At 34.7% G+C, this 25,798-nt stretch carries 26 protein-coding genes; 12 read left to right on the top strand and 14 right to left on the bottom strand.

The window, feature by feature from the left end; translation table 11 throughout:
* Window positions 1-48: 48 nt before the first annotated feature.
* From BBI01_RS17420 to BBI01_RS17395, 6 genes are all read right to left on the bottom strand, one after another.
* A complete protein-coding gene (locus BBI01_RS17420) occupies window positions 49-876 on the bottom strand; it encodes a GLPGLI family protein (protein WP_065395903.1) in 828 nt (275 codons plus the stop codon).
* A gap of 122 nt (window positions 877-998) precedes the next feature.
* On the bottom strand, window positions 999-1,304 hold the full coding sequence (gene rpsJ, locus BBI01_RS17415) for a 30S ribosomal protein S10 (protein ID WP_002661363.1): 306 nt from the start codon (window positions 1,302-1,304) through the stop codon (window positions 999-1,001).
* 16 nt (window positions 1,305-1,320) lie between these two features.
* Complete coding sequence (fusA, locus tag BBI01_RS17410) at window positions 1,321-3,438, bottom strand: elongation factor G (protein WP_065395902.1); 2,118 nt, start codon at window positions 3,436-3,438, stop codon at window positions 1,321-1,323.
* A 6-nt stretch (window positions 3,439-3,444) separates the two neighbouring features.
* Window positions 3,445-3,921, bottom strand: a complete 477-nt coding sequence (gene rpsG / locus BBI01_RS17405) for a 30S ribosomal protein S7 (protein ID WP_027371737.1) — start codon at window positions 3,919-3,921, stop codon at window positions 3,445-3,447.
* A 23-nt stretch (window positions 3,922-3,944) separates the two neighbouring features.
* Window positions 3,945-4,358 carry a 30S ribosomal protein S12 gene (gene rpsL, locus BBI01_RS17400; RefSeq protein ID WP_002983146.1) on the bottom strand — a complete coding sequence of 138 codons (414 nt, stop codon included), beginning with the start codon at window positions 4,356-4,358 and terminating at the stop codon, window positions 3,945-3,947.
* A 109-nt stretch (window positions 4,359-4,467) separates the two neighbouring features.
* Complete coding sequence (locus BBI01_RS17395) at window positions 4,468-5,967, bottom strand: DUF8728 domain-containing protein (RefSeq protein ID WP_065395901.1); 1,500 nt, start codon at window positions 5,965-5,967, stop codon at window positions 4,468-4,470.
* Between the two features lie 397 nt (window positions 5,968-6,364).
* Between BBI01_RS17395 and BBI01_RS17390 the strand changes: the two genes are divergently transcribed.
* From BBI01_RS17390 to BBI01_RS17380, 3 genes are all read left to right on the top strand, one after another.
* A complete protein-coding gene (locus tag BBI01_RS17390; RefSeq protein WP_065395900.1) occupies window positions 6,365-6,841 on the top strand; it encodes a Dps family protein in 477 nt (158 codons plus the stop codon).
* Window positions 6,842-6,936: 95 nt separating this feature from the next.
* Complete coding sequence (gene pncB, locus BBI01_RS17385; RefSeq protein WP_065395899.1) at window positions 6,937-8,115, top strand: nicotinate phosphoribosyltransferase; 1,179 nt, start codon at window positions 6,937-6,939, stop codon at window positions 8,113-8,115.
* Window positions 8,116-8,119: 4 nt separating this feature from the next.
* A complete protein-coding gene (locus BBI01_RS17380) occupies window positions 8,120-8,587 on the top strand; it encodes a YciI family protein (RefSeq protein WP_065395898.1) in 468 nt (155 codons plus the stop codon).
* A 54-nt stretch (window positions 8,588-8,641) separates the two neighbouring features.
* Here the strand turns inward: BBI01_RS17380 and BBI01_RS22880 are convergent, their stop codons facing one another.
* Window positions 8,642-8,815, bottom strand: a complete 174-nt coding sequence (locus tag BBI01_RS22880) for a hypothetical protein (RefSeq protein ID WP_165602268.1) — start codon at window positions 8,813-8,815, stop codon at window positions 8,642-8,644.
* Between the two features lie 262 nt (window positions 8,816-9,077).
* On the opposite strand from BBI01_RS22880, the gene BBI01_RS22585 reads away from it, so the two are divergent.
* Together BBI01_RS22585 and BBI01_RS17370 are read left to right on the top strand one after the other, a co-directional pair.
* Complete coding sequence (locus BBI01_RS22585) at window positions 9,078-9,314, top strand: hypothetical protein (RefSeq protein WP_123862165.1); 237 nt, start codon at window positions 9,078-9,080, stop codon at window positions 9,312-9,314.
* A 69-nt stretch (window positions 9,315-9,383) separates the two neighbouring features.
* Window positions 9,384-10,139, top strand: a complete 756-nt coding sequence (locus BBI01_RS17370; protein WP_065395896.1) for a DUF5995 family protein — start codon at window positions 9,384-9,386, stop codon at window positions 10,137-10,139.
* A 66-nt stretch (window positions 10,140-10,205) separates the two neighbouring features.
* On the opposite strand, the gene BBI01_RS17365 is transcribed toward BBI01_RS17370, so the two are convergent.
* From BBI01_RS17365 to BBI01_RS17345, 5 genes are all read right to left on the bottom strand, one after another.
* Complete coding sequence (locus BBI01_RS17365; protein ID WP_065395895.1) at window positions 10,206-13,304, bottom strand: efflux RND transporter permease subunit; 3,099 nt, start codon at window positions 13,302-13,304, stop codon at window positions 10,206-10,208.
* A complete protein-coding gene (locus tag BBI01_RS17360; RefSeq protein WP_065395894.1) occupies window positions 13,304-14,413 on the bottom strand; it encodes an efflux RND transporter periplasmic adaptor subunit in 1,110 nt (369 codons plus the stop codon). The genes BBI01_RS17365 and BBI01_RS17360 overlap by 1 nt, the downstream gene beginning before the upstream one ends.
* Window positions 14,414-14,475: 62 nt before the next feature.
* The gene (locus BBI01_RS17355; protein WP_065395893.1) at window positions 14,476-15,750 is read right to left on the bottom strand and encodes a TolC family protein; all 1,275 of its coding nucleotides are present in this window, start codon (window positions 15,748-15,750) and stop codon (window positions 14,476-14,478) included.
* Window positions 15,751-16,238: 488 nt separating this feature from the next.
* Window positions 16,239-17,597, bottom strand: a complete 1,359-nt coding sequence (locus tag BBI01_RS17350) for a HAMP domain-containing sensor histidine kinase (RefSeq protein ID WP_065395892.1) — start codon at window positions 17,595-17,597, stop codon at window positions 16,239-16,241.
* Window positions 17,598-18,272, bottom strand: a complete 675-nt coding sequence (locus tag BBI01_RS17345; RefSeq protein WP_065396002.1) for a response regulator transcription factor — start codon at window positions 18,270-18,272, stop codon at window positions 17,598-17,600.
* A 130-nt stretch (window positions 18,273-18,402) separates the two neighbouring features.
* Between BBI01_RS17345 and BBI01_RS17340 the strand changes: the two genes are divergently transcribed.
* The 5 genes from BBI01_RS17340 to BBI01_RS17320 all read left to right on the top strand — a co-directional run bounded on the left by BBI01_RS17340 (window position 18,403) and on the right by BBI01_RS17320 (window position 22,869).
* The gene (locus tag BBI01_RS17340; RefSeq protein WP_438830674.1) at window positions 18,403-19,896 is read left to right on the top strand and encodes a DNA recombination protein RmuC; all 1,494 of its coding nucleotides are present in this window, start codon (window positions 18,403-18,405) and stop codon (window positions 19,894-19,896) included.
* Between the two features lie 13 nt (window positions 19,897-19,909).
* Window positions 19,910-20,314 carry a hypothetical protein gene (locus BBI01_RS17335; RefSeq protein ID WP_065395891.1) on the top strand — a complete coding sequence of 135 codons (405 nt, stop codon included), beginning with the start codon at window positions 19,910-19,912 and terminating at the stop codon, window positions 20,312-20,314.
* A 54-nt stretch (window positions 20,315-20,368) separates the two neighbouring features.
* A complete protein-coding gene (locus tag BBI01_RS17330; RefSeq protein WP_065395890.1) occupies window positions 20,369-21,199 on the top strand; it encodes a LytTR family DNA-binding domain-containing protein in 831 nt (276 codons plus the stop codon).
* Between the two features lie 90 nt (window positions 21,200-21,289).
* Window positions 21,290-22,081, top strand: a complete 792-nt coding sequence (locus BBI01_RS17325; RefSeq protein ID WP_165602267.1) for a CPBP family intramembrane glutamic endopeptidase — start codon at window positions 21,290-21,292, stop codon at window positions 22,079-22,081.
* A gap of 20 nt (window positions 22,082-22,101) precedes the next feature.
* Window positions 22,102-22,869: a TrmH family RNA methyltransferase gene (locus BBI01_RS17320; RefSeq protein ID WP_065395888.1), complete on the top strand. Its 768-nt coding sequence runs from the start codon at window positions 22,102-22,104 to the stop codon at window positions 22,867-22,869.
* Window positions 22,870-23,023: 154 nt separating this feature from the next.
* Here the strand turns inward: BBI01_RS17320 and BBI01_RS17315 are convergent, their stop codons facing one another.
* Window positions 23,024-23,353, bottom strand: coding sequence for a hypothetical protein (locus tag BBI01_RS17315; protein ID WP_065395887.1), 330 nt, complete (start codon window positions 23,351-23,353; stop codon window positions 23,024-23,026).
* A 183-nt stretch (window positions 23,354-23,536) separates the two neighbouring features.
* Here BBI01_RS17315 and BBI01_RS17310 point away from each other — a divergent pair, with 183 nt between their 5' ends.
* Both BBI01_RS17310 and BBI01_RS17305 read left to right on the top strand, forming a co-directional pair.
* Entirely contained in the window at window positions 23,537-24,712 is a 1,176-nt protein-coding gene (locus BBI01_RS17310) for a hypothetical protein (RefSeq protein ID WP_065395886.1), read from the top strand.
* A complete protein-coding gene (locus tag BBI01_RS17305; protein WP_065395885.1) occupies window positions 24,696-25,274 on the top strand; it encodes a hypothetical protein in 579 nt (192 codons plus the stop codon). The genes BBI01_RS17310 and BBI01_RS17305 overlap by 17 nt, the downstream gene beginning before the upstream one ends.
* On the opposite strand, the gene BBI01_RS17300 is transcribed toward BBI01_RS17305, so the two are convergent.
* A complete protein-coding gene (locus BBI01_RS17300; RefSeq protein WP_065395884.1) occupies window positions 25,223-25,798 on the bottom strand; it encodes a 5-formyltetrahydrofolate cyclo-ligase in 576 nt (191 codons plus the stop codon). The two genes, BBI01_RS17305 and BBI01_RS17300, sit on opposite strands and share 52 nt — an antisense overlap.

Here is a 25,798-nt window from a genome sequence, read left to right as displayed (position 1 = left end):
TGAATTTAAAAGAGATAAATGATGAAGGGATAAATAGTACTCTTTTAATCAATTCGAAGGATACTTCACCGCTTTATCAATCTCGATAGGGTTATTTTCTTTTAAAATCATTTTTCTTCGTTCATCAGACATTCCTTTTAGCTGGTCTATGCTTTTGATCTGTACTCCTAAAACATAAAATGTATTGTCTGGATTGGTATTGGATTTAAATGCTTCTGCAACATCACGCAACGGATCATTATAAAGTTCCAATTGCTTTTTTGCAATGATCTTATCATTCACAGGAATAGGTTTCTTTCCCATAAAACTTTCTAGAAAAGGGGTTTCATAGGTTTTGGGAAGTTTCATGCTTTTAGCCAGTTTGAAAATATAATTCTTATGAGTGTCTTCTACTTCAAAGATCAGCCCCGGAAGTCCACGGAACTTATAAGGTCCTTCACTTAAACTGATATCTTTACAAAACCATGCCTCCCATTTTCTGCCTCCAAAAGTTGTCGTTGCTTTTTGTAGTGTATACTGTCCGTCAACTTTAGTATCATTCAGAAGTTTCCAGTTCATTTTGTCTATTGATTTTAAAGAGTAAAGATCATTCAGTAAAATCAATGAAGTATTTTCAAAAGAATCTTTTTTTCTGATAAGAGCAGGCAGATGATCATCCCATCTCGATCTTCTCTGACCGCGAATAATATTTAAAGAGTCTGTTTCGGCGTAGGAATAAGGATAAAATTTGACATCATCAGGATTGATATCCAAAATCATATTGTCTTTACTCAATTCCTTTGCCAATGAATCTGTTTTATACTGAAACTGGTAAATAAAACGATGGGTCTGTGCACTAAACAATAAGGGGAATAGCATCAGTATTAGTTTTTTCATGGTATTAATTTAATTCAAAAGTATCAAGAATGTTTGAAATACTAAAATACAATTAGCTTTAAAACAAAAAATCCGTCCCTAAAAAGGAACGGATTCTATAATCATTGCAAAGTATGCAGTTATCACACTTTAATTTCAACGTCTACACCTGAAGGAAGTTCTAATTTCATTAGAGCATCAACAGTTTTAGAAGAAGAAGAGTAGATATCCATTAGTCTCTTGTGAGCTGATAATTGGAACTGCTCTCTTGCTTTCTTGTTTACGTGCGGAGATCTCAACACTGTGAAGATTCTCTTATTCGTAGGTAATGGAATAGGACCGTTTACAACAGCACCAGTAGCCTTTACCGTTTTTACGATTTTCTCAGCAGACTTGTCTACCAAGTTGTAATCGTAAGATTTTAGTTTTATTCTGATTCTTTGTGACATTTCTTTAATTTAAAAATTAACCTTTTGCTTTAGCTATGATTTCTTCAGCAACGTTTTGTGGAGTAGCTTGGTACTTCTCTAATTCCATAGAAGAAGTAGCTCTTCCTGATGAAAGTGTTCTTAGAGTAGTTACGTATCCAAACATTTCAGAAAGTGGAACAGAACCTTTGATTACAACAGCTCCATTTTTCTCTTCCTGACCACTGATTGTACCTCTTCTCTTGTTAAGGTCACCAATGATGTTACCCATATACTCTTCCGGAGTTACAACTTCCAGTTTCATAATAGGCTCCATAATTACTGGTTTAGCAGCTTTACCAGCTTCTTTAAATCCTAGCTTAGCAGCCATTTCGAAAGAAAGTGCATCAGAATCCACTGCGTGGAAAGATCCATCTTTAAGAGTAACTTTAATACCTTCAACTTCGAAACCAGCCAATGGACCGTTCTTCATTGCAGCTTTAAATCCTTTTTCAATTGCAGGAACGAATTCTCTAGGAACGTTACCACCTTTGATCTCATTGATGAATTCTAAACCAACTTTACCTTCGTCTGCAGGTCCTAGTTCAAATACAATGTCAGCAAATTTACCTTTACCTCCAGATTGCTTTTTGTAAACCTCTCTGTGGTTGGCAACTCTTGTTAAGTTTTCTTTGTACTCTACCTGAGGTTGTCCTTGGTTTACTTCAACTTTGAACTCTCTCTTCATACGGTCTACAATGATATCTAAGTGAAGCTCACCCATACCAGAGATGATCGTTTGTCCAGAAGCCTCGTCAGTTCTTACCGTAAACGTTGGATCTTCTTCAGCCAATTTAGCTAAAGCGTTACCCATTTTATCCTGGTCAGCTTTAGTTTTAGGCTCAACAGCGATACCAATTACCGGATCAGGGAAAACCATCGATTCAAGAACGATTGGGTTTTTCTCGTCACACATTGTATCACCAGTTTTGATAGACTTGAATCCTACAGCTGCACCAATATCACCAGCTTCAATATATTCTACTGGGTTTTGCTTGTTAGCGTGCATCTGATAGATTCTAGAGATTCTTTCTTTATCTCCTGAACGAGTGTTCAAGATATAAGAACCAGCATCTAGTCTTCCAGAATATGCTCTGAAGAATGCTAATCTTCCCACGAATGGGTCAGTAGCAATCTTAAATGCTAATGCAGAGAAAGGCTCGTCTACAGACGGCTTTCTTGTAATTTCAGCGTCTGTTCTTGGGTCAGTACCTTTGATATCATCTTTATCCAATGGAGAAGGCAAGTATTTACATACTGCATCCAACATAAACTGTACTCCTTTGTTCTTGAACGAAGAACCACAAGTCATTGGGATAATAGATAAATCGATAGTAGCAGCTCTCAATGCAGCATTGATTTCTTCTTCTGTAATTGAATCCGGATCTTCGAAGAATTTCTCCATCAAAGTCTCGTCATATTCAGAAACAGCTTCTACTAATTTCTCTCTATATTCAAGAACTTCATCTTTCATGTCTTCAGGAATTGGAACTACCTCGAAAGTAGCACCTTGTCCAGCTTCATCCCAGATGATCGCTCTGTTTTTAATTAAGTCAACTACACCTTTGAAATCTTCTTCAGCACCGATTGGTAAAACGATTGGAACTGCGTTAGATCCTAACATTTCTTTAACCTGGTTTACCACGTTAAGGAAGTCAGCACCTTGTCTGTCCATTTTGTTTACGAATCCCATTCTCGCAACTTTGTAGTTGTCAGCAAGTCTCCAGTTTGTTTCAGACTGAGGCTCTACTCCATCTACTGCAGAGAATAAGAATACCAATCCATCTAATACTCTTAAAGATCTGTTTACTTCTACAGTGAAGTCAACGTGTCCCGGTGTATCGATGATGTTGAAGTGATAAGCTTTAGTATCAGCTAAAGGTTTTCCTTGGTCTGTTGGAAAGTTCCAAGAACAAGTAGTTGCAGCAGAAGTAATAGTAATACCTCTTTCTGCTTCTTGCTCCATCCAGTCCATTGTAGAAGCACCGTCGTGAACTTCTCCAATTTTGTGGTTTACACCTGTATAGAATAAAATCCTTTCTGTAGTGGTAGTTTTACCCGCATCAATGTGAGCAGCAATACCAATATTTCTTGTAAATTTAAGATCTCTACCCATTTCAGATTAGAATTTAAAGTGTGAAAACGCTTTGTTAGCTTCCGCCATTTTGTGAGTATCAGTTTTCTTTTTGAAAGCTGCACCTTCTTCTCTTGAAGCAGCTACAACTTCATTAGCTAATTTCAAAGCCATAGACTTATCATTTCTCTTTTTAGAGTAGCTAATTAACCATTTCATTGCCATAGAAATTTTTCTATCAGCTCTGATTGGCATAGGAATCTGGAAGTTAGCTCCACCTACTCTTCTAGAACGTACTTCTACGTGAGGCATAACGTTTGTTAATGCGTCTTTCCAGATTTCAAGGGCTGTTTTCTCAGTTTCTCCTTTTTTAGTTTCTACGATGTCTAATGCATCATAAAAAATTTTGAATGCGATAGACTTCTTACCGTCTAGCATTAAGTTGTTTACGAATCTCGTTACCAATTGATCATTAAACTTCGGATCTGGTAACAACGGTCTTTTTTTCGCTTTTGTCTTTCTCATTGCTTCTGTACCTTATTTAATGATTATTTTTTCTTACCTTTTGCAGGAGCTGCAGCAGCTTGTCCTGGTTTAGGTCTCTTAGCTCCGTACTTAGATCTTCTCTGAGTTCTTCCATTTACACCAGCTGTGTCTAATGCACCTCTTACGATGTGGTAACGTACTCCCGGTAGGTCTTTCACCCTTCCGCCTCTAACCAATACTATCGAGTGCTCTTGAAGATTGTGTCCTTCGCCCGGGATATAGGCGTTAACTTCTTTACCGTTTGAAAGTCTTACCCTTGCTACTTTTCTAAGTGCAGAGTTAGGTTTCTTAGGTGTAGTAGTATATACTCTCGTACATACACCACGTCTTTGTGGACAAGAATCAAGGGCAGCCGATTTGCTCTTCTTGGCAAGCGTGGCTCTTCCTTTTCTTACTAATTGTTGAATAGTAGGCATTTAATTGCTTTTTATTTTAGGGTGCAAAAATAGTAATTTTTTTTTAATTAACAAGCAGTTGTATATAAATAATCTTTTTTATTAAAAATTAATTAACAGACACTTACATTTAATCAACGATTGTGACGGTAACGTTTTTATTCCAATTAAATTTTTTAATATTTTGTTTAAGCTGCTCCAGATTCCTTGTATCTATAGCGTAGATGGAAACTTCAAGTCTTGCCACCGTTACTTTTTCTTCAATTTTCAGAACAGCTGCTTTTTTCCAGCCTGCAGGAACATATCCCTGAAGCCAACCTTCATATACAACAGCAATATCATATTTATTATCTGTACTATATTGGGTAAGAAAACTTCCAAACTTTCCGTCAAACTTCTTTTTACCTTCATTAAAACGAATCGTTTCCACAGAACCCAGACCGGCAATATCAAGCAAATGAATATTGGTATAATAACATATTGCTCCGATATCATTAGCTACAACTTTAGAATTATTATAAAACTGATGCAGGAATTTTGCCGACTGCACCTGCTGCTCATAGATGTTTTTCCCTCCACCCATCATTATTTTGTGAGCAACTCCTCCTTTATATATAAGAAGGAAAACATTGGCAGCAATTAGTATGGTAATTAATTTTTCTTTTTTAATATAGTTTCTGAAATCAGTAAACAGCTCTTTAAGCTTTGGAATCAAAGCCATACAGAATCCTGTAAGGATATAAGCCTCATAACGCAAATGCCCTTTCAGATCGGCAAACATGCAATGACATATCATAAGTAAGGAAAACACAATCAATAAAAAGTTACCTTTTAATACATCATGTACTTTCTTTACTCTGAAATCTCTATACACCACAATAAAGCAAAGTAAAACAGGAAAAACACCTACTTTATAAAAACTCACATTCAACAGAAAGTTATCCAGTAAGATTACTTTCAACTGCTGTACGATATTTGAATCAAGACTCAGCTTTGTTCCCTTCACAACTACAGAGTTAGGAAAAAAGTATCCGTCTTGCTGATAATTGTAAGCACAGAAAGCCATAATCGGTATAAATCCTAATAATAAAATGAGTATTGCATCTTTCCATTTCCTTATTAAAGCAAACATAAATGACAGAATCACGAAATAAAACATACTCTCAAAACGGACAAGCCCCATCAATAAAATACTTAGATAGAAGCCATACATTGCTGCTTTATTCTGATCTTTATGGGAAAAGCAAAAGATATTCACAACAAACAGAAATACCTGAAATACATGCTCCATTCCTGAAAGAAGATTAATCTGAAGCACAATAAAAAATGTAGTAAAAAGAACAGCCAGAACAGTTTCCTTTACTCCTTTTAGAACTTCAGCATAATAGGTGGACAGGAAATATAAAATTCCAACACTGAAAATAATATTGAAATACAAAGGGATCTGATCATTATTCCCAAAAAGAGTAATCAGTAAACTAAGAATATAGGTGAATAATGGTGACGACGAAGTAGAGGAAAACTGATATTTCGTCATTCCCCAGACATCATACAACGCAAAATTCTTCGCGATAGCAAGATGAATGTACGCATCGTCCAAAAGATAAGTATAATGTCCTTCTGTTTTCATCGATGAACTGATATAGTAAAACAGACAAACAGAGAAAAAAACAATAAAAGACCATAAAAAACTTCGTAATCTTATATTTTGGAGTGCTTTCATGATTAATGATAGATATAAGTTTCAAAGATAAGCATCATCTCTGGTAAACCTGCATATCCAAAATAATTATTCCTCAAAGCGACATTTCTATTATTATTTTTAAGGTACACATCCCAATACATCTAAACTATTTTAAAAAACTTTCTCATAGTTATCTTCTATTAACAAACCGGGTAGTTCGGCACAATATTTCGTAAATTTGAGATAGATAAGAAGGTATAATGATTCAATCACCGCACTGATCTTCTTTTAAAAATCTAAAATACGGTGATGAGACACAACTTTAAAAAATAAATATATACATATGAAAAACGCTAGTATTATCGGACTTAAAGAAACCGACTGCAAAAACATTTCAGAAAAATTAAATATTCTTTTAGCTAACTATTCTGTGTTCTATCAGAATACAAGAGGTTCTCACTGGAATATCAAAGGTGATCAGTTTTTCACTCTTCACCCAAAGTTCGAGGAACTTTACAACAGTCTTGTTTTAAAGATTGATGAAATTGCTGAAAGAATCCTGACGTTGGGTGCTACCCCAGCTCACAACTATTCAGATTATTTAAAAGTAGCAACCATCAAAGAAAGTAAAGAGGTAACGGATGGTACGAAAAGTGTTGAACAGATCTTAAGCTCTTTCAAAGTAGTGATTGATCTTCAAAGAGAACTTTTGGACATTACAGACAAGGCAGGAGATGAGGGAACCAATTCTCAGATGAGCGACTATATTACGGAGCAGGAGAAAGAAGTTTGGATGTACAATTCCTATCTGGGGAAATAAGCTAATGAAGATCATCAAAATATTTCAAAAAATCGCCTTACATTTAGGCGATTTTTATTTTAATTTTTTATATTTGCGTTAAAATTACACATATTATGAACGACGTAAGACTGAACTCCATCCTAGATAATGATTTCTATAAGATAACCATGCAGAATGCAGTGGTAAAACTATTTCCTGGTTCTATTGTAAAATATGAATTTATCAACAGAGGGAAACATCACTTTCCGGAAGGCTTTGCTGCAGCTCTAAGAGAAGCTGTAAACAAAATGGCTGAACTGAAACTTACCAAGGATGAAAAGAAATTCATGGCAAGAACCTGTCCTTATATTGATCTTCCGTATCTTGATTTCCTTGAAGGCTATCATTATGATCCGTCTGAAGTAAAAATTCATCAGGAAGGCGGAGATCTTTCCGTGAGCGTTGAAGGACTTTGGTACAGAACTATTCTTTGGGAGGTACCTTTATTGGCTTTAATCAGTGAGCTTCATTACGAGATGAATCACATGGAAAGAGATTCTAATGAAGTAGTGATGAGCAAAACGATTGAAAAAGCAGATTCACTGGCAAGATTAGGCGTTACTTTTGCAGAGTTTGGAACCAGAAGAAGACATTCTTATAAGGTACAAAACCTTGTTATGGAAGCTTTAACTCAGAAAAAAGAGTCTACTTTCATCGGAAGCTCCAATGTACATTTTGCGATGAAGTATGGTGTAAAACCAATCGGAACGCATGCTCATGAATGGTTTATGTTCCATGCTGCGGAATATGGTTTTAAAATGGCAAATGAATTAGCCCTTGAACATTGGGTAGATGTATACAGAGGAGATCTTGGAGTGGCACTTTCCGATACATATACGACGGATGTATTTTTCCAGCAGTTTGATAAAAAATTCGCAAAACTTTTTGATGGTGTGCGTCATGACAGTGGTGATGCTTTAGAATTTGCAGATAAAACAATTGCTCATTATCAGAAAAACGGCATTAATCCAATGTTTAAGTATATTATTTTCTCAGATGCTTTAAATCTTGAAAAAGTAGAAGAAATTACAAATTACTGCAGAGGAAAAATAGGTATTTCTTTCGGAATAGGAACCAATCTTACGAACGATGTAGGATTAAAACCAATGAACATCGTGATGAAACTTATCGGTGTACAGGCTCCCAATAAAGAATGGATTCCTACGGTAAAACTTTCTGATGAACATGGTAAATATACTGGTGATCCTAAAATGATAGAACTTGCCAAAGAATTTTTAAGAATAAAAAACTAAAAGTATGAGACTGAGAATATCCCTTGCTCTTTTCTTTTTTGCTATAGGAATTTCTTTTGCGCAGCAGAAAAAGGAGAAACCAAAATTTAATCAGGAGTTGGCAACCTCATTAGGTGCCGACAAATATGGCATGAAAGCTTACACGATTGTGATGCTTACTACAGGCACAGCAAAGATTGAAGACAAAACCAAGATGGGAGAACTGATGAAAGGGCATATGGGGAATATTCAAAAGCTTGCAGACGAAGGTAAAATAGTAGTGGCAGGACCTTTTCTGGAAAAGAATAAGGAAAACTACCGTGGAATGTTTATTTTCAATACAAAATCCAAGGAAGAGGCTGAGCAATGGGTAAAAACAGATCCTGCTGTTCAGGCTGGAGTTTTCAGTTATGAAATCTTCCCATGGTATGGTTCAGCGGCATTACCTTTATATCTTAAACATCATGATGAAGTAACACAGGAGAACCCTTAATACTTCATCCAATAATAACAAGAGGCTTTCAATAATGAAAGCCTCTTTTCTTTTTTAATAATCAATACACATATAAGGTCTTCTTGGCTGCACACAGCAATATGGATTGCTGCAGAAAGTATACCCTGGCTTGCAAACTCCATATTCTAATGGAACTTCACAGTTGGTGTACTCACCACCATTGATAGACTTTAACTCTTTTCTGTTTAAAGCTTTTACGTTTTTCATAGTTGTTTTAATTATAGTCATTCCTACTCTTTAAGATTTTCGGACACCTCTTATTTTATTTCTCTTTAAACTGAATTAAATATACAATATAATTATCAAAATACTATCTTTCAAATAATTATATTAAATAAAAAACAAAATAACACTTAAGTATTTCTTTATTTAATGATTTATTTTTATTAATTTAACATGATCAAAAAATGATATAGTTTATTCATTATAAGACTATTACAAAACCAAACTAATATTAAAAATTAATCACATGAAAAAATTGAACTTATCTCCGCTTTCGAGAACAGATCTAAAAGAAGTATTTGGTGGATATTTATATCCCGCACCATGTCCTGGAGGATGCCCTGGTGAAGCTATGATCAGATGTCCTGACGGTTCTACCACAATGACAAATTTTATATGCATGGGAAACCAATGTGTACCAGCTGCAATGTGCAAACCGTTGATTCTTGAACCTTTTCCGGATCCGATTATCATCGTTCCATAACCTGAAAACAATATATAACGTGAGCCATCAGGCTCACTTTTTTATTATCTTTAAATAAATAAATGTACCATGAAAACTATTGAAGAAGTCCTGAAAAAGCTTGATGAAATTATCATCTGGTGCAAGGAAAACAAAAGTACAGCCGGATATTTTGCCTGTACTTACAGAATCATGACCGCTCAGGTTTTAAAGGGAATTCAACAGAAAAAATTTGAAGATAATCCAAGAATGGTTCTACTGGATATTGCTTTTGCCCAAAGATATCTTGAAGCATGGGAAAACTACAGCAAAGGAAAGAAATGTACCTATTCATGGTATATTGCTTTTGAAGCCACCAAAAATAAGGACCTTCTGATATTACAACATATTTTCCTGGGGATGAATGCTCACATCAATCTTGATCTTGGAATCTCAGCAGCAACCATTATGCCCTACCGAAAGATCAATCCGCTGAAAAAGGATTTTGAGAATATTAATAATGTTATTGCTTCCATTAATCAGAAGGTTCAGGATTCTTTGAATAAGATATGCTACCCTGTACAACTTATAGATCAGCTTTCTAACGGAAAAGATAATGCAGTATTGGATTTTGCCATCTCAAAAGCAAGAGATACTTCATGGGCTACAGCGGTCATTGCATCAAACACGCCTAATTTCCTGAGAGAATCCGTTATCAATATTATAGATTATGCAGCTGCTAAAGTAGCCACACAGATTTTAAATCCGAAAATCCTTACTCCTCCCCTTCTCAAAGAACTTAAGAAATGTGAAAGTAATGATGTTGTAAAAAATATTGAGATTCTGGAATCCACAAAGACTATTTAATCTAAAAACAAAAGGTCGGGATCTTCCTCACGGATCCCGACCAAATAATGAACAAATAAAAAGAAACTATATTGCTTCTTTATGCTTTTTTCGATAAGCATAGTAAAATACAATCGGTAATACTGTAAATGATAACAGCATACAGATAATCAATCCTCCTACGATCATGATTGCTAAAGGTTTTTGGATTTCAGAACCCATTCCATTGGACATTGCTGCCGGAAGAAGTCCCATGGAACCCATCAAGGCAATCATTACCACCGGACGTATTCTGCTTTTCACTCCTTCAGAGATTGCTTCTTTAAGAGACATTCTGTTCTGAAGGTTTTCTTTCATCACTCCAATGAGGACGATACCGTCAATGGTAGCCACCCCAAAAAGGATAATAAAACCAATTCCTGCAGAGATTCCGAAAATAGTTCCCGTAAACCATAGTGATAAGAATCCTCCGATGAATGCAAATGCCAGTGTAATGGAAGAGATCAAAGTATCTTTTACATTTCCGAAGTTGAAATACAACAACATTAGAATCAACACAAGAGATATTGGAACTACCATTGTCAATTGTTTTGCCGCTCTTTCTTTGCTTTCAAACTCTCCTGCCCACGTCATTTTATGGTTCTTTGGAAGTTTCACATCTTTATCTACTTTTTCTTTTGCTTCTTTAATAGCACTTCCCAGATCTCGCCCTTCAATATTAAATCCTACTCCAATGTATCGGCTGTTTCCTTCACGGTAAATAAAAGATGGTCCGGTATGATAATCAATGGTTGCAATTTCCTTCAATGGTACTTTTTTATTATCCTGAGTCGGGATCAGAATATTTCCCATTTTTTCAGGAGTATCACGATAATCTTTTTCAAATCTCAGCATGACATCAAACATTCTTTCCTGTTCGTAAAACTTGGTCGCTGCCTGTCCGCCAATCGTCATTTCAATAACTGCCTGTGCATCTGCTGTGGAAACTCCGTATTTTGCCATTTTTGAATCATGAAGCTGTATTCTCAATTCGGGAAGTCCGATATTTTTAAAGACATTAACATCTGAAATTCCCGGAACAGTTCTGATGGAGTTCGCTACCTGATTTGCATAATTTTCGAGTTCAAATAAATCGTTTCCGAAAATTTTAATTACCAATGGAGCTTTTACTCCTGCTACATATTCTTCCACATTATCCTGAATCGGCTGACTGAAACCAAAGTTGATTCCCGGATATTTTTCAAGGGAAGTTCTCATTTCCTCAAGAAGTTCTTCTTTGGAGATCTTTTTCTTCCATTCTTTTTCAGGTTTCAACTGGATATTAAATTCAATATTAAAGAATCCCGTAGGGTCTGTTCCATCATTGGGACGTCCGGTTTGGGTCATTACGAATTTCACTTCATCATATTTCATTAAAATCTCCTTCATTTCTTTGGTAAGACGTACGGATTCATCAAGGTTTACGCTATTCGGAAGTGTGGCACGTACATAGATTGCCCCTTCATTAAGCTTAGGTAAGAATTCTGATCCATAGTTTGAAAATCGCCATCCACAAATTGCCAATAAAGTAAGAAAACCAATCACAAAGCCTTTTTTATAACGAATACTAAATTCATAAATCCTATAGATATTTACTCTGAAGAATCTTGAAATAAAGTTCTCTTTCTCCTCAATATTTTTAGTCAATAAAAGCTTACACATTGCCGGAACATATGTTAAACTCAAAATCAACGATCCCAGCAAAGCATATCCTAATGTAAATGCCAATGGTGAGAACATTTTACCTTCCACTTTCTGGAATGAGAAGATTGGTAACAATGCAACAATCAGAATCAATAAGGCAAAGAAAATATAGCTTGCTACACTTCCGGCACTCTTCTTAATGATTCCCAGCTTGGAAATTTTATTAAACCTTCTGAGTCCTATTTTCTTGGCTTTAAGTTCGAGGGCAACAAATACATGTTCTACAATGACAAGCGTACCTTCCAGCAACAAACCGAAGTCAAGCGCTCCCATAGAAATAAGGTTAGCCGGAAGTCCCTGAATTTTCAGCATAATAATAGCAAAAAGGAATGCTAACGGAATTACTGAAGCCACAATAAAAGTAGTTCTCCAATTGTACAGGAATATAAATACAATGATGGAAACCAGAATAACTCCTTCGATCAGGTTTTTGGAAACTGTGTTTACAGTTGTATTCACCAGCTCAGTACGATCAATAATCGGAACAATCTGAACATCACCGGGTAGTTCTCCTCCATTCAGTTCTTCAATTCTGTCTTTAAGTCTTGCAATTACCTCGCTTGGATTTTCACCACGAAGCATGATCACAATTCCTTCTACAACATCGTTTTCTTTATTATAACCTACCTGTCCTAATCTTGGTTTTGCAGAAATTTTCACTTCAGCAACATGTTTTACCAAAATAGGCGTAGAACCTTTTACTTCAATCTGAATGTTTTCAATATCCTCTTTTTTCTCTAAAAGACCAATCCCCCGCACTACATAAGCCTGATCTCCTTTTGCAACAACATCTCCTCCTACATTAATATTACTCCTCGAAACTGCTTCATACACATCCAGGGGGGAAAGGTCATAATTGTGTAATTCTGTAGGATTAATTTTTATTTCATATGTTTTTTCTTCACCACCAAAACTCACAACATCAGCAACTCCGGGAACGGCAAGCAATTCTCTTTCAACCACCCAATCCTGAATAGCCGTAACCTCTTTGATCGGAAGTTTACTTTTAATAATGTATCTGTAAATTTCTCCAGTTGCTCCCGATGGAGGTTCAATACTGTATTCCGCACCGTTGGGCAAATCTACATTCCCAAGTTTATTGGAAGCATATTGCTGTGCATAAAAGTCATTGACATGATCATCAAAAATCACGGTAACCACCGACAATCCAAATAAAGAAATGGAACGCACCGATGTTTTATTGGGAATGGCATTCATTTCTTTGGAAATCGGAAGGGTAACAAATTTCTCTATTTCTTCTGCACTTCTTCCGGGCCATTGGGTAATTACCCTTACTCTTGTATTGGTAACATCCGGGAATGCCTCAATGGGTGTATGTATATAGGAATAGATTCCTCCAATCAACAAAAGGAAAGTCCCCAGAAGAACGATCAATGAGTTTTTTAAAGAAAAGGAAACTATATTCTGTACAAATTTTCGCATTACTTCTTGGAATTATTTAATTGTGTTTTCAGGTTTTCGTAGATCAGTAATCCATTGGATGCAATGACATTTTCACCTTGGTTTAAGTTACCCTCCACATAGATGTATTGGCTATTGGAAGCTATTTCCGTCACTGGTCTGATCTCCAATTCACAATCTTTTTTATACACGACTACATAGCTTTGGTTATTATCAAAGATTAAAGCCTTCGCTGGAATAGCCAGCGCACTTTTATTCTGGGAGTTAACTGGTAAAACAACATCGGCTGACATTCCCGGTCTTAGCTTCATTCCGTTATTATCCATAATGATTTTCGCCTTTAATACTCTTTCATTTTCATTAAAAACCTGCGAAATATTATTGATCTTTCCTGAAAAGCTGTCATCAGGATAAGCCAAAGTCTTTACAACAACCGGCTGATCTACATAAACATGTCTCATGTTGGTAGCATATACATTCGCCATCACCCAGACTTTATCCAAATTGGAAATAGTAAAAAGCTGATCTCCGCCAGCCGTTACGGGCATTCCCTTAGAAATATTTTTAGTGATAACATAACCGTCTGCTGGTGCTTTAATCTGAAGTGTACTTCCTCCCGCGGAATACAACTGCATATTTTTCTGGGTCTTGGAAATATTAGATTGTAATATGGTAACTTCAGCTTTTGCTTCCTGAAGATCTTTTTGAGAGGCTATATCATCTTTATACATGGCTTCTACAGACGCAAGTTTTCTTTTCGCAACTGTAAGCTGTGCCTGCAATGTCTGGGTATCGTCCTGCATTTCATTCACCGCTGTACTTTTTACACTTGCCAGCACCTGCCCTTTTTTCACATAATCTCCAAGAGAGAAATAAGTATCTGTAACAACTCCATCCACAAGGCTTACGAACGGTACTGTTTTATCAGAATTACTTTCTACCTCTCCGGTAAGCGTTATACTTTCTTCGATGGGAAGCATTTCTGCTTTGGCAAGCTTAATATCTTTTTTAAGTTCTTTACTGATACAATAGCTTTTCTCTGCTTCAGCATTCTGCTTTTGATCTTTACAGCCTGCAAGCGTAACCAGGGCAGACAGGTATATTACTGCAATATATTTGGTAGTGTTCATTATTATAGATGTTTATGTTTTTGATAAGGGAATGAGGAATTTTATTTTAAAACCACGATGCCTTATAAGTCTTGTCCTACAACATATTGCAGGTTTTCATAGTATTGATTGAGTTCTTTTTTAGTATCCAGAATGATCATCTTATTTCCGATGTAGGTATCCAGAAAGTCCATATATTCCAGCATGCTGATATTTCTTAATCTGAAATTCTTTTCATGGCTTACCAGCAATCCATCCAGTGTGGATTCATAAGTATCATCTATTTCTTCAGAAACTTCCTGAGTACGGATATAATTCCTGAAGACGGAAACAATTTCATTCTCAGATTTCAGCATACTTTTACGGGTTTCATTCTTACTTTTCTCAATCTCAAGTTTCGCTTCCTGAATATTTCCTTTATTTCTATCGAAAATGGGAAGATCAACGGAAAGACCTAATCCAATAAAATCTTTCATAATATTTCCGCCACGGTCATATCCTATTGAAACAGCTACATCAGGTGTTTTCATTGCATTTTGAATTTCAAGATTCTTTGCCGCGTGTTTTTCTTTATTCTTGGAGATCAGAATGTCCGGACGATTTTCTTTCGCTTTATCCAACCATTGTGTCAATTCAACTTCCGAAAGCTGCTTCTCCGGCATGGTAAAAGCATCTGAAATTACGAGGTAATGATTAGAAGGAATCATCAACAAAGATTTTAATTCTGCCTGCTGATCTTCAATTTCCTGCTTTAGCGAAACAAGTTTTTTCTTAAACTCAATTTCCTGTGCCTTCAGACGGATATATTCCGCTTTACTGATATTCCCAAGGTTTAATTGATTATTGTAAGACTTTGTTAGTTTTTCGATAGAAGAAATTTGTCCCTGATAAATTTTCTGCTGTTCCTGATTATATAAAATTTCAGTAATCGTATTTCTCAGCGTCTTTTTAAGTTCACGTAATACTTCCTGCAATTCATATTTTTCACCTTCTACTTCTATTTTCTGGAGCTCAATATTTTTTCTTCGCTTTCCTGCCGTTTGAATCACCTGCTCTATTTCCGCAGAGATCTGAGTATTCTTCCCCCAGTTTCCAATAAGGGCAGGTTGTTCTTCAATATCATAAGTTCTCCAAAGATTTACTTCACTGATACTTAAGGTAGGATTAGGCCAGTATTTAGCCTGTACCGCTCTTGCTTCTGCCTGAGAGATTTCAAGTTTCTGAGCAATAAGATCCAGATTTTTGGATAGAAAAATCGTTTCAGCTTCCTTTCTGTCAATTTTCAAAGTGTCTGAAATCTGAGCAGAAAAGAAACTGAAACAATGAATATAAAATAGTGTAAAAAAGATTTTCTTCAAGGTCTTTATTTTAAGACTACAAAGCTATTCGTCTAATATTAGAGGTAATTTCGAATGAAATTAAAATTCAATTAGTTCAACATTAGAGTTTGATTAGAATGTTTTTTAAACACGAATTTATATATAGAGAGAAGTAGGAGATTAGCGTTGATGATAGCATTTTTAAATACGCTCGCTGATTAAGGAGATTTAGCAGGTTTTAAACACAAATAACACCAATGCTTTCACGAATAACACGAATTTATGGAAAACTGGAAGATCAATTCTGATGATAAAATTATTTGCTGTTCTAGCTGATTAAGAAGACTGAATAGATTTTTTAAACACGAATAACACAATAAAATCATTTCACACAATAATATTTTTCCACAAACATCCGCGTAATCTGCAAAACCTGCGAGAGCCTTATAAACATCAATAGAAACGGACTTTAGTCCGTTTACCTATTTATTTAAAATCTAATTAGCTTCAGCCAAAACTTAAAATACTCAGATTGAAGGAAACACAAGTAAAACACGAGTTCCCACATTTATTGTAGAATCAATTTTCATTACAATATGATGATGATCAAAAATGCTTTTCGATAATGATAACCCAATCCCGCTTCCTTTAATATCATCCACATTCTTCCCTCTGTAAAAAGTATCAGTAATTTTCAAAAGATCTTCACCATCAATTCCTTTCCCTTGATCTTTGACCTCAATATTCAATCTGTTATCATTTTCAAACAATGTAATAACGACGGGATCATCCTGGGAATATTTAATAGCGTTCTCTACAATATTATAAAGAGCAAGATATAAAAGAGTTTCATTTCCGGGTAACTCAAGCAAAGTTGGTTTTGCTACCTGAAGATCTATTTTGAGAGTTGAATTTTTCTCTTTTGCTTTAGATTCCAGCTTCTCATAAATCTTCCAGATCAGTTCATCCACTCTTACCTGCTTGTGTGAGGATTCAAGCTTCGTCATTCCTGACATTAAAAGAAGATTATTGAGTATATTTTCAATTTCATACACGTTTTCCAAAGATTCTTTGGCTACCTTTTTATACTCTTCAGGGGTTCTGTCTTTTTGAGCAAAAACTTCAAGATTACCGGAAATAGCAGCTAAAGGAGTTTTAAATTCATGAGAAACATAATTGATGAAATTCTGTTGGAGCAATACATTTTCTGAGATACGACCTAATAGTTTATTATAAGATTTGATAAGATCTTCAATCTCGTCATTGGTATTTGTTGAAGTAATAGCTGTAGAAATATTATTGTAATCTACTTTATTAATACGTTCCACCACATTTGAAATCGGTTTATAAACAACCTTTGAAAGATAACGGCTCAAAAAATAAATCGCCAGCAATCCGATAATAAGCACAGAAAGCATAATAATGGAAAGTCGCCATATCTGTGATTGAAAAGAATCGTTCGGTGACTTTACGAACACAACAAAATCACCCTGATTATCCGGATAAAAAATTCCATAGTAAAACTGATTATCAGACATAAACTGCGTTCCGTTATTGTTTCTTGCAGCCTGAAGATGAGAGAGTTTTATGTTTTTATCATTCAGATTCTGTCCGAACGTTACTTCATTATTCTGATTATAAACCGCTACTCTATTATTCTGGATCAGATGATTATATTCATTTTTGATCTGGGCATGTCTATCCTTTGGCAACTCATCCTTTTCAAGGTAATAAATAGCAGAAATAAGAGCCGTATTTCTTAGCTTTTCAAAATAAAAGATCTTCGTACTGTCATAATAGGCAAAAAATATCACCGCAGATGTAATGATAGAAACAATTCCAAATGAAAGGCTGGAAATAAGGGTAAATCTGTTTCTGAGCGTCATTTAGTCTTTAATTAAATAACCCGTTCCTTTAACGGTATGAATAATCTTCTGCTCTGTCTCATCAATTTTGTTACGGACGTAGGAAATGTAAACATCTACCACATTCGTTGAACTGTCAAAATCAATTCCCCACACATTATGCAAAATCTGAGTTCTGCTCAACACTTTGTTTTTATTCTCCATAAGGAAAGTAAAAAGTTTGTACTCTGTAGGAGAAAATTCAATTTCATTACCATTTTGAGTCACTTTATGAAGATCTGTATCGATCGTAATTGTTCCACAAGACAGAAGATTATCTTCTTTCTGATAGCTTAATTTATTACGCCTTGTTAAAGCTTTAATCCTTGAAATCAATTCTTCAAAGTGAAACGGTTTAGACAAATAATCATCTGCTCCCAGATCCAGCATTTTAATTTTATCATCAGGACTGTTCAATGCACTTAAAACCAGAATTGGGGTATAATTTCCTTTAAATCTTATAATTTGGGTAAGCTGCATTCCATCCAATCCGGGAAGCATTATATCCATTAAAATAATATCAAAATCATAGGTATGAAGAATTTCGCGGGCTTTTTCTCCGGAATCTGCAAGCGTAATATTGTGTCCCGCCTCAGAAAGCCCTTTCAAGAGGAAACTACTAATTCTCTGATCATCCTCTACCAATAAGATATTCATAATATTTCTGAAATTTCCCATAAATATAAGGATTCTGATTGAAGAAAGGAAGTTGGAGGAATCACATCCAAAGTTTTCAGAATAGAATTACAGGATACAAACTTCCAGCCTTTTTTCATAATTTTGAAGAATGGAGATGACATATTTACTTATCGGATGTATTGTGGGTGGAGCATTAGGAGCCATTATTTTATACTTTGCCCTGAAATCGTCTAAGGTTTCAAGAAGTTCTTTTGATGAATTAAATTTCTTACATATCAAGAACAAATCTGATCTGGAAAATTCAAATATAAAAATCCAGGAACTGGCACAAAACCTTACTAAAGAAAAGGAATTAAATATAGAACAACAAGATCTTCTGAATGATCTGAAAAATGAATTTGCAAAAATCTCCGCTCAACATTCTTCACTGAATGCCCAATTTCAGGAGCAAAAACAAATAATTACCAAACAGGATTCTCAAATAGAAACCCTTATTGCTGAGAAGCAGAATTTCTTTGCTAAAAACTCTGAGCTTTCTGCACAAAATGAAAGCCTGCAAAAATCTCTTACCACCCAAAAAGAAGAGATCACAAAAATTCAGGACGAATCCAAACTACAGTTCGAAAACCTTGCCAATAAAATCCTGGAAGAAAAAACAGAAAAGTTTACCACTTTAAATCAAAATAACTTAAAAAACATCCTTGAGCCATTTCAGGAGAAAATCGCTGACCTCAAAAATAAAGTCAACGAAGCATATGAAAAAGAAAACAAGGAACGTTTCTCTCTTGCTGAAAAAGTAAAAGAACTTGCTGAACTGAACCAACAGATTTCGGAAGATGCTAAAAAATTAACCCGCGCATTAAAAGGAGAAAGTAAAACTCAGGGAAATTGGGGCGAAATGATTCTGGAAAGTATTCTTGAAAAATCAGGATTGGTAAAAGGCAGGGAATATTTCCTGGAACATGAGCTTCGTGATGAAGACAACAAAGCTTTATTTTCAGAATTTTCCGGTAAAAAAATGCGCCCCGATGCTGTTGTAAAATATCCGGATGAAAGAAATGTCATCATAGATTCCAAAGTTTCCCTTACAGCCTTCACAGAATTGGTAGACGAAACCGATCAGGATGTTTATATGATGAAACTTAATCAGCACTTAGGTTCCATCAAAAACCATATCATGCAACTTAGTCAAAAAGCATATGACGATTATGGAAAATCCCTAGATTTTGTGATGATGTTCATCCCAAGTGAACCTGCTTATATTGCCGCAATGCAGGCAGACCAAAACCTTTGGAACTACGCCTACGAAAGAAGAATTCTTCTCCTTAATCCAAGTAACCTGATTACTTCCCTAAAACTGATCGCAGACCTTTGGAAACGTGAATACCAGAACAGAAATTCCCTTGAAATCGCAGAAAGAGGAGCAAAACTATATGACAAGTTTGTAGGGTTCGTAGATAATCTTGAAAAAGTAGGAAGAAATCTTGATCTCGCCAAAAATGTTTACAATGATGCCTATAAGCAACTTTACACCGGAAATGATAATCTTGTGATCCAGACTCAAAAACTAAAATCATTGGGAATTAAAAACAAAAAGGATCTCCCTCAAAGCCTCATTGACAACAGTAATTTAATAGAATAAATACCAACACGCCATGAAAAAATCCAATCTTATCCTATTAATATGTCTTCTTCTCTATCTTGCTTCCCTCCCCTTCACAGCAGTATATGCAAAAGATCATGAAATGAGCGGACTAGCCTGCGCATTATTAGGCTGGGCAGAAATGGATGGTGGCGGAATTGCATGGCTGGCAAATCCACTTCTCTTTTTTGCAGCTTTTTTTCTTTTATTAAAAAAGACTAAAATATCAGCAGCCATAAGCCTGATTGCCTTTGGGCTTACATTCTGTTATTTATCCGTTGGCGAAATTACAGTGAACGAAGCTGGGCATAAATTTCCTATTACAGGATACGGACCTGGATATTTTCTTTGGATGGCAAGCTGCTTCACTCTATTATTGGGGAGTATTATCCTTATGATTACTTCTAAGAAAGTTTAGCATAAAACCTATATCTATATAATGTAGGAATTAAAATTTGTAAAAATCTAAGGTATGCTTTCTTTTACACCCTATCCTAAATCTCAATCTATAAAAGAGATATTATTTTCCTCTCTGGCAGCAGGAATTTTAGTATATCTTTTCTTAATTATTTTCCAGCCATTTGGTACGGAAAGTTTTCATCATCCTTACAAATACCTTATCCTCTTTCCTTACACTATTATTTTTGGAAGTTCTTTCTTTGCTTCAGATCTTTGCACTTCCAGATTTAAAAATTGGAATATCATCTCGGAACTTTTAAAAATACTTTTGATTTTATTTCTGGGATCTACCCTTTCTTATTTCTATAATTCATTATTTATAAGTCATGTAGCACTTAGTTTCGAAAATTATTGCTATATGTTTCTCTATTCCCTTTCTGTAGGGATTCCTATTTCTGCTATTTATATTTTATCAAGATATATTTATTTGAATTCTCATAAAGATATACCCCAAAATAATACTCTAGAGCAGATTGAAACTTCAGAACATTCTATAAATACTATTCTTAGGATTTCTGCAAACAATACAGTCCTGACCATTGCTGAAAATGATTTACTATGTGTTCAATCTATGGAAAACTACTGTACTTTATATTATTTGGAAAGCAATACAGTTAAAAAAATATGGCTCAGGATAAGTTTATCTAATATATTAACCCAGATACAAACCCAAAAAATCAAAAGATGTCACCGTTCTTATATCATCAACATCGGAAAAGTAAAGAATATTAAAGGTAATGCTCAAGGTTATAAATTATTTCTTCCGGAAATAGATTTTGAAATTCCGGTATCGAGAAGCTTTATATCAATTATAATTCCCGAATTACAACATCTTAGAACATAAAGGTTTGCCATTGGTCACTATTTCTTGATGTTCATCACATTAAATTGTTCTCTATCCTGGAAAGATACACTTTTGCTCAAAATAATTAACATGAGTAAAAACATTCGTTTCTTTCTAGTCTTCATTTTAGGCTTCATAATCTATTACTTCTTTGATCTGTTTTACTTCAAAAGTATACAACATTTTATAAAAGAACTATTTCATAGTAAGGCTCTAGCCCATGTATTAGCATACTCTGTCACTTTAATTCCTATAATCATTACTCTTAAAGTTTTATTTCCCCAGAAGAAAATCTTCAACCTGCTCTCGGTAGATAAAAGTATATTTAAAGGCTTTACCCTAGCTTTTACTGGAACCCTTCCTATTTTAATTGGATATATAATACATTTTAAAATAGCACATACAATTAATTTTGAATCACTGTTCATTAATACTATTTCATCAGCGTTTTTTGAGGAAATCATATTCAGAGCCTTTCTTATAGGAATATTATTTAGGTTTACTAAACTGGGATTTCTTTCTTCTATATTATTCGGATCTTTATTATTTGCGCAGGTTCACTTATATCAAAGTCAGAACACAATAGAACTTATTGAGATATTTGCCATTACATTTTTGGGTTCTGTATTTTTCACATGGTTATATTTTGAACAAGATTTCAATATCTGGGTTGCTATATTTCTACACTTTTTCATGAACCTATATTGGGAAGTATTCAATGTATCAGAGAACGTTTCCGGAAACTTTTACGGAAATCTTTATAAACTTTTATCTATAATTCTTATTACAGGTATCGTGGTTTACGATAAAAAGAAGAAGAAAAAGCCGTTTCAGGTTACTTGGAAAAACCTTTTTATAAAAACTAGAGAAGTTCAATCATAAATTTTGCATAATTTTGCAAAATGTTGATAGAAAGTTTTCAAAACGAAAAAATAAAAAATGTCACTAAGCTTCTTACTGACAACAGATTTCGTAAAAAATCAAACGTATTTGTTGTAGAGGGACAGCAGGAAAATGCAAGAGCTATACAATATGATTTTGAACCTGTAGAATTCTTTATCTGTGAAAATATCTTTAAGGAAAAACTTCCTCAAGGAAAAGTTCATTATGTAAGCGATAAAGTTTACGAAAAAATAGCTTACAGAGGGAGTTCTGAAGGGATTATCGGCGTATATAAAACAAAAGAAACTCCTCTTACATCCTATAAACCAAAAGATAATTCTACTGTTATCATCGTTGAAGGAGTAGAAAAACCAGGAAATTTAGGTGCTATTTTGAGAAGCTGTGAAGCATTTGGAATTGATGCCTTGATTGTTGCTGATGGAAAAACTGATTTCTATAACCCCAATGTGATCAGATCCAGCGTCGGCTGTCTTTTCGGAATGGAAGTTTATCAGGCTGAAAATGATGAAACATTTGAATTTCTTAAGAAAAATAGTTTCAATATCTATACAACATTGATGGATGAAACCGCTGAAGACCTTTATAAAAGAGATTTCACACAGCGTTCTGCTGTTTTATTTGGGACAGAACATTCCGGGTTAAGTGATTTCTGGATTGGAAAAGGAAAAAACACTCTGATTCCGATGGCTGGAAGTATAGATTCATTGAATCTAAGCAATGCAGTAGCAATAACCTGCTATGAATCTTTAAAACAAAAGAAAGGATAAATACTAAAGGAATATAGCGATGTTATATTCCTTTATTTATATTAAGCCTCCTTCATCACCTATTTGTATTGACAATCTAATGGAGTTCACTATAAAGCATAAAAAAACCGTTTCACAGGGAAACGGTTCTTTTATTTTTAAGCTTAAGCTAGAATTATTTCTTAGCAGCATCTTTAGCAGCATCAGCAGCTCCTTTAGCAGCATCAGCAGCACCTTTAGCAGCGTCAGCAGCACCTTTAGCAGCATCTTTAGCAACTTCAGCTCCAGCAGCAGTAGTAGCAGCAGCAGCATCTTTAGTAGCTTCTACAGCAGTAGTTGCAGCAGAATCAACAACTTTAGCAGCAGAATCAGTTACAGTAGCAGCAGAATCAGCTACAGTAGCAGCAGCAGAATCAGTTGTACCTTCAGTAGCTGTAGCGTCAGTTTTTTTACAAGCAACTAGAGAGATTGCAGCGATAGCAGCTACGAATAATGACTTTTTCATAATAAATTAAATTTAATTTTGTTAATATTGTTTTATAAAATTTTCTTCTGTTCTGTTATTTGAACAAGACAAAGGTATAGCAGTTAGAAAATTTGTCTATGAAAAATAATTGTAATACCTTTGTAAAATAGTTTTACAAAAAAACATAACTGATAATCAACAATTTAATTATTTTAAAAAAAATTGACAGATTTAGATCTATTACACTTTGAACAGCTAAAAAAGGATGTCCAAGGTCAATATTTAAAAGAATATACCCCTTCGCAGGATGACATATCCAAGTGGAAGGGTATAGATATCATATATTTTCAGGAAGACCTACGCAAAAAAGCGAAAGGTAACATCAGCGAAAAATCATTTTACACGTATTTCAAAAACTCACCGGTTACCAAATTACCAAGAATCGACATGCTTAATTTATTGAGTATTTATGCAGGTTACGACTCATGGTACGAATTCAAGAAGCAGCATCTTTTTGCCGGAGAATTATTATTGGAAAATGAAAATCTGGAAGAAGAAGAGATCAATGAATTGGAAAAAACAGTTTCTGAAACTCCTGAACTTCCAAAAACTGAAATTCAGCCTAAAAAAGTTGAAATCCAGACTCCCACAAACGTTGATTTACAAAAAACAAACACTGAAAACCAAGACGTTAATAAAAAACCAACAACAACTAATGAAGTTGAAATTTCAACAATTCCAACTAAGAAAAATTTCTTCAAAAAGAATGCTTGGGCACTTATTACTTCCGTTTTAATTGCAATAACAGGTTTGTTAGGATTTAAAGACGTACTTTTTTCAAAAACTTACACGTATTGCTTTATCGATAAGGACAGAGGTGTTTCTGTGATTAACACATTAGACATAATGGTAATCAAGGAAAACGAATCTCCTTTGATGTATAAAATAAAACCAGGTGAGTGTTTTTCGTATTCCACCAAGGATAAGAACCTTAAAATGAAGATCAGTGCCGCATTTTATGAACCGCTGGAAGTCAACAGAAACCTTGAGAACGCACCAGCAGAAGAAAAAATTGAGCTTAAACCGGATGATTATAAGATGGCTGCTTATTATTTCTCCAGAAAAGATATTACAGGAAATTCAGAAGAGCAGGTAGCCCTTATTAAGCAGAAAAGAAATCAGCTGGAAAACTTAATCAGTAATAATGCGGTTATCTATCAGGTGTATGACAACAACACTTATGGTATTGAAAAAATAGACAAACAAAAGTATATCACCCTCGTTACAACCCCTACTACATCCCTCAAAAATCTGAATGTAATAGAAATGAAAAAAGACAACGGTAAGATCGTATCCATTAAATTCAAAATTGCAACTACAGATGAAAAAAATAAATAATTTTTTACTCCTCTCTATACTTCTGACTTTATTTTTTGCCTGTAATAAAAAGACAGAAGCTAGTGATTTAGATAAACTTAGAAACAGCAACAACACAAAAAGCTATCCGGCTGTACAAATGGATAGCATGCAGGCTATCAACTCTATTACCAAGCAAAAAGTTCAGGAGCTTCTTGATCTTTCTACACTTTATGTAAGCGGCAACAGAAATACTGAGGTAGACAGCTTTATTTATTCCCAAATGGAAAGCTATTTTCACAAACCGGATTCTTTGACCTTTAAAAGAATGTTTAAAGAACTGGACAGCATGAAAGTAAAAGCTGCTAAGGTAAATTCACTTAACGTTTATAAAGAATTCTATAAGAAAGATACTTTAGATTACGCCAAATTCAATGTAGAATATTTTGACGATAAGAATAAATCTTTGGGAAGCTTTGAGAAAAACGCACAGTATATATTATTGTCAACATCCAAACTGAAAAAAGAATTCAAATTCTATTTCTTAGACTTCTATTCAAAACCACTTAAGAAAGACAGTACTTCTGTAGAAGTAACCAAATAGTCCAGAGGAACATCGTTTTCCCAGACATCATCGATACATTCATCGGGGTCAAAATAATTGACTCCGATTTTTTTTGTCTCTGGGAAAATACTTTGAAAAAGCCCGTCATAAAAACCTTTTCCATACCCTACTCTGTTTCCTTTTTTATCACAATATAAAAGCGGCGTGATAATATAATCATAACAAACCTCTCCAGAATCCTTATTAGAAACCGGTTCAGAAATCCCCCATTGACTTGTTTCAAAAGCTGTATCCTTAAAAATTTCAATATTAACTAGTTCATCACCAACAACTTTAGGCACAAAAACGCGGATATTATGCTTGAAAAAATAATTAATGAAGATTTGGGTATCAATTTCCTTTTTAGTCAAAATAGGAAGGAAAATATGCACTGTCTGACCTTCTTTAGGATTGAAATACTCTATAAAATTTTCAAAAATCTTTTCAGATAGCAAAAAAGCCTCATCAGTAGATAAGGCTTTTCTTTTTTGCATATATTTTTTTCTAAGTTCAGCTTTTAACAT

The sequence above is a fragment of the Chryseobacterium artocarpi genome (assembly GCF_001684975.1).
GTDB classification, from domain to species: Bacteria; Bacteroidota; Bacteroidia; order Flavobacteriales; family Weeksellaceae; genus Chryseobacterium; species Chryseobacterium artocarpi.
Note: the sequence above shows the minus strand (reverse complement) of the source record. Positions and strands in the feature narration are given on the sequence as shown.

Excerpts from the sequence above, each read along its gene's own strand:
- BBI01_RS17360 (WP_065395894.1), bottom strand. The coding sequence starts at position 14,413 with ATGAACACTACCAAATATATTGCAGTAATATACCTGTCTGCCCTGGTT.
- BBI01_RS22585 (WP_123862165.1), top strand. The coding sequence starts at position 9,078 with ATGAAAAAATTGAACTTATCTCCGCTTTCGAGAACAGATCTAAAAGAA.
- BBI01_RS17305 (WP_065395885.1), top strand. The coding sequence starts at position 24,696 with ATGAAAAAAATAAATAATTTTTTACTCCTCTCTATACTTCTGACTTTA.
- BBI01_RS17335 (WP_065395891.1), top strand. The coding sequence starts at position 19,910 with ATGAAAAAATCCAATCTTATCCTATTAATATGTCTTCTTCTCTATCTT.
- pncB (WP_065395899.1), top strand. The coding sequence starts at position 6,937 with ATGAACGACGTAAGACTGAACTCCATCCTAGATAATGATTTCTATAAG.
- BBI01_RS17345 (WP_065396002.1), bottom strand. The coding sequence starts at position 18,272 with ATGAATATCTTATTGGTAGAGGATGATCAGAGAATTAGTAGTTTCCTC.
- fusA (WP_065395902.1), bottom strand. The coding sequence starts at position 3,438 with ATGGGTAGAGATCTTAAATTTACAAGAAATATTGGTATTGCTGCTCAC.
- BBI01_RS17365 (WP_065395895.1), bottom strand. The coding sequence starts at position 13,304 with ATGCGAAAATTTGTACAGAATATAGTTTCCTTTTCTTTAAAAAACTCA.
- BBI01_RS17390 (WP_065395900.1), top strand. The coding sequence starts at position 6,365 with ATGAAAAACGCTAGTATTATCGGACTTAAAGAAACCGACTGCAAAAAC.
- rpsJ (WP_002661363.1), bottom strand. The coding sequence starts at position 1,304 with ATGTCACAAAGAATCAGAATAAAACTAAAATCTTACGATTACAACTTG.
- BBI01_RS17420 (WP_065395903.1), bottom strand. The coding sequence starts at position 876 with ATGAAAAAACTAATACTGATGCTATTCCCCTTATTGTTTAGTGCACAG.
- rpsL (WP_002983146.1), bottom strand. The coding sequence starts at position 4,358 with ATGCCTACTATTCAACAATTAGTAAGAAAAGGAAGAGCCACGCTTGCC.
- BBI01_RS17350 (WP_065395892.1), bottom strand. The coding sequence starts at position 17,597 with ATGACGCTCAGAAACAGATTTACCCTTATTTCCAGCCTTTCATTTGGA.
- BBI01_RS22880 (WP_165602268.1), bottom strand. The coding sequence starts at position 8,815 with ATGAAAAACGTAAAAGCTTTAAACAGAAAAGAGTTAAAGTCTATCAAT.
- BBI01_RS17325 (WP_165602267.1), top strand. The coding sequence starts at position 21,290 with ATGAGTAAAAACATTCGTTTCTTTCTAGTCTTCATTTTAGGCTTCATA.
- BBI01_RS17395 (WP_065395901.1), bottom strand. The coding sequence starts at position 5,967 with ATGAAAACAGAAGGACATTATACTTATCTTTTGGACGATGCGTACATT.
- BBI01_RS17315 (WP_065395887.1), bottom strand. The coding sequence starts at position 23,353 with ATGAAAAAGTCATTATTCGTAGCTGCTATCGCTGCAATCTCTCTAGTT.
- rpsG (WP_027371737.1), bottom strand. The coding sequence starts at position 3,921 with ATGAGAAAGACAAAAGCGAAAAAAAGACCGTTGTTACCAGATCCGAAG.
- BBI01_RS17370 (WP_065395896.1), top strand. The coding sequence starts at position 9,384 with ATGAAAACTATTGAAGAAGTCCTGAAAAAGCTTGATGAAATTATCATC.
- BBI01_RS17380 (WP_065395898.1), top strand. The coding sequence starts at position 8,120 with ATGAGACTGAGAATATCCCTTGCTCTTTTCTTTTTTGCTATAGGAATT.
- BBI01_RS17340 (WP_438830674.1), top strand. The coding sequence starts at position 18,403 with ATGGAGATGACATATTTACTTATCGGATGTATTGTGGGTGGAGCATTA.
- BBI01_RS17330 (WP_065395890.1), top strand. The coding sequence starts at position 20,369 with ATGCTTTCTTTTACACCCTATCCTAAATCTCAATCTATAAAAGAGATA.
- BBI01_RS17320 (WP_065395888.1), top strand. The coding sequence starts at position 22,102 with ATGTTGATAGAAAGTTTTCAAAACGAAAAAATAAAAAATGTCACTAAG.
- BBI01_RS17300 (WP_065395884.1), bottom strand. The coding sequence starts at position 25,798 with ATGTTAAAAGCTGAACTTAGAAAAAAATATATGCAAAAAAGAAAAGCC.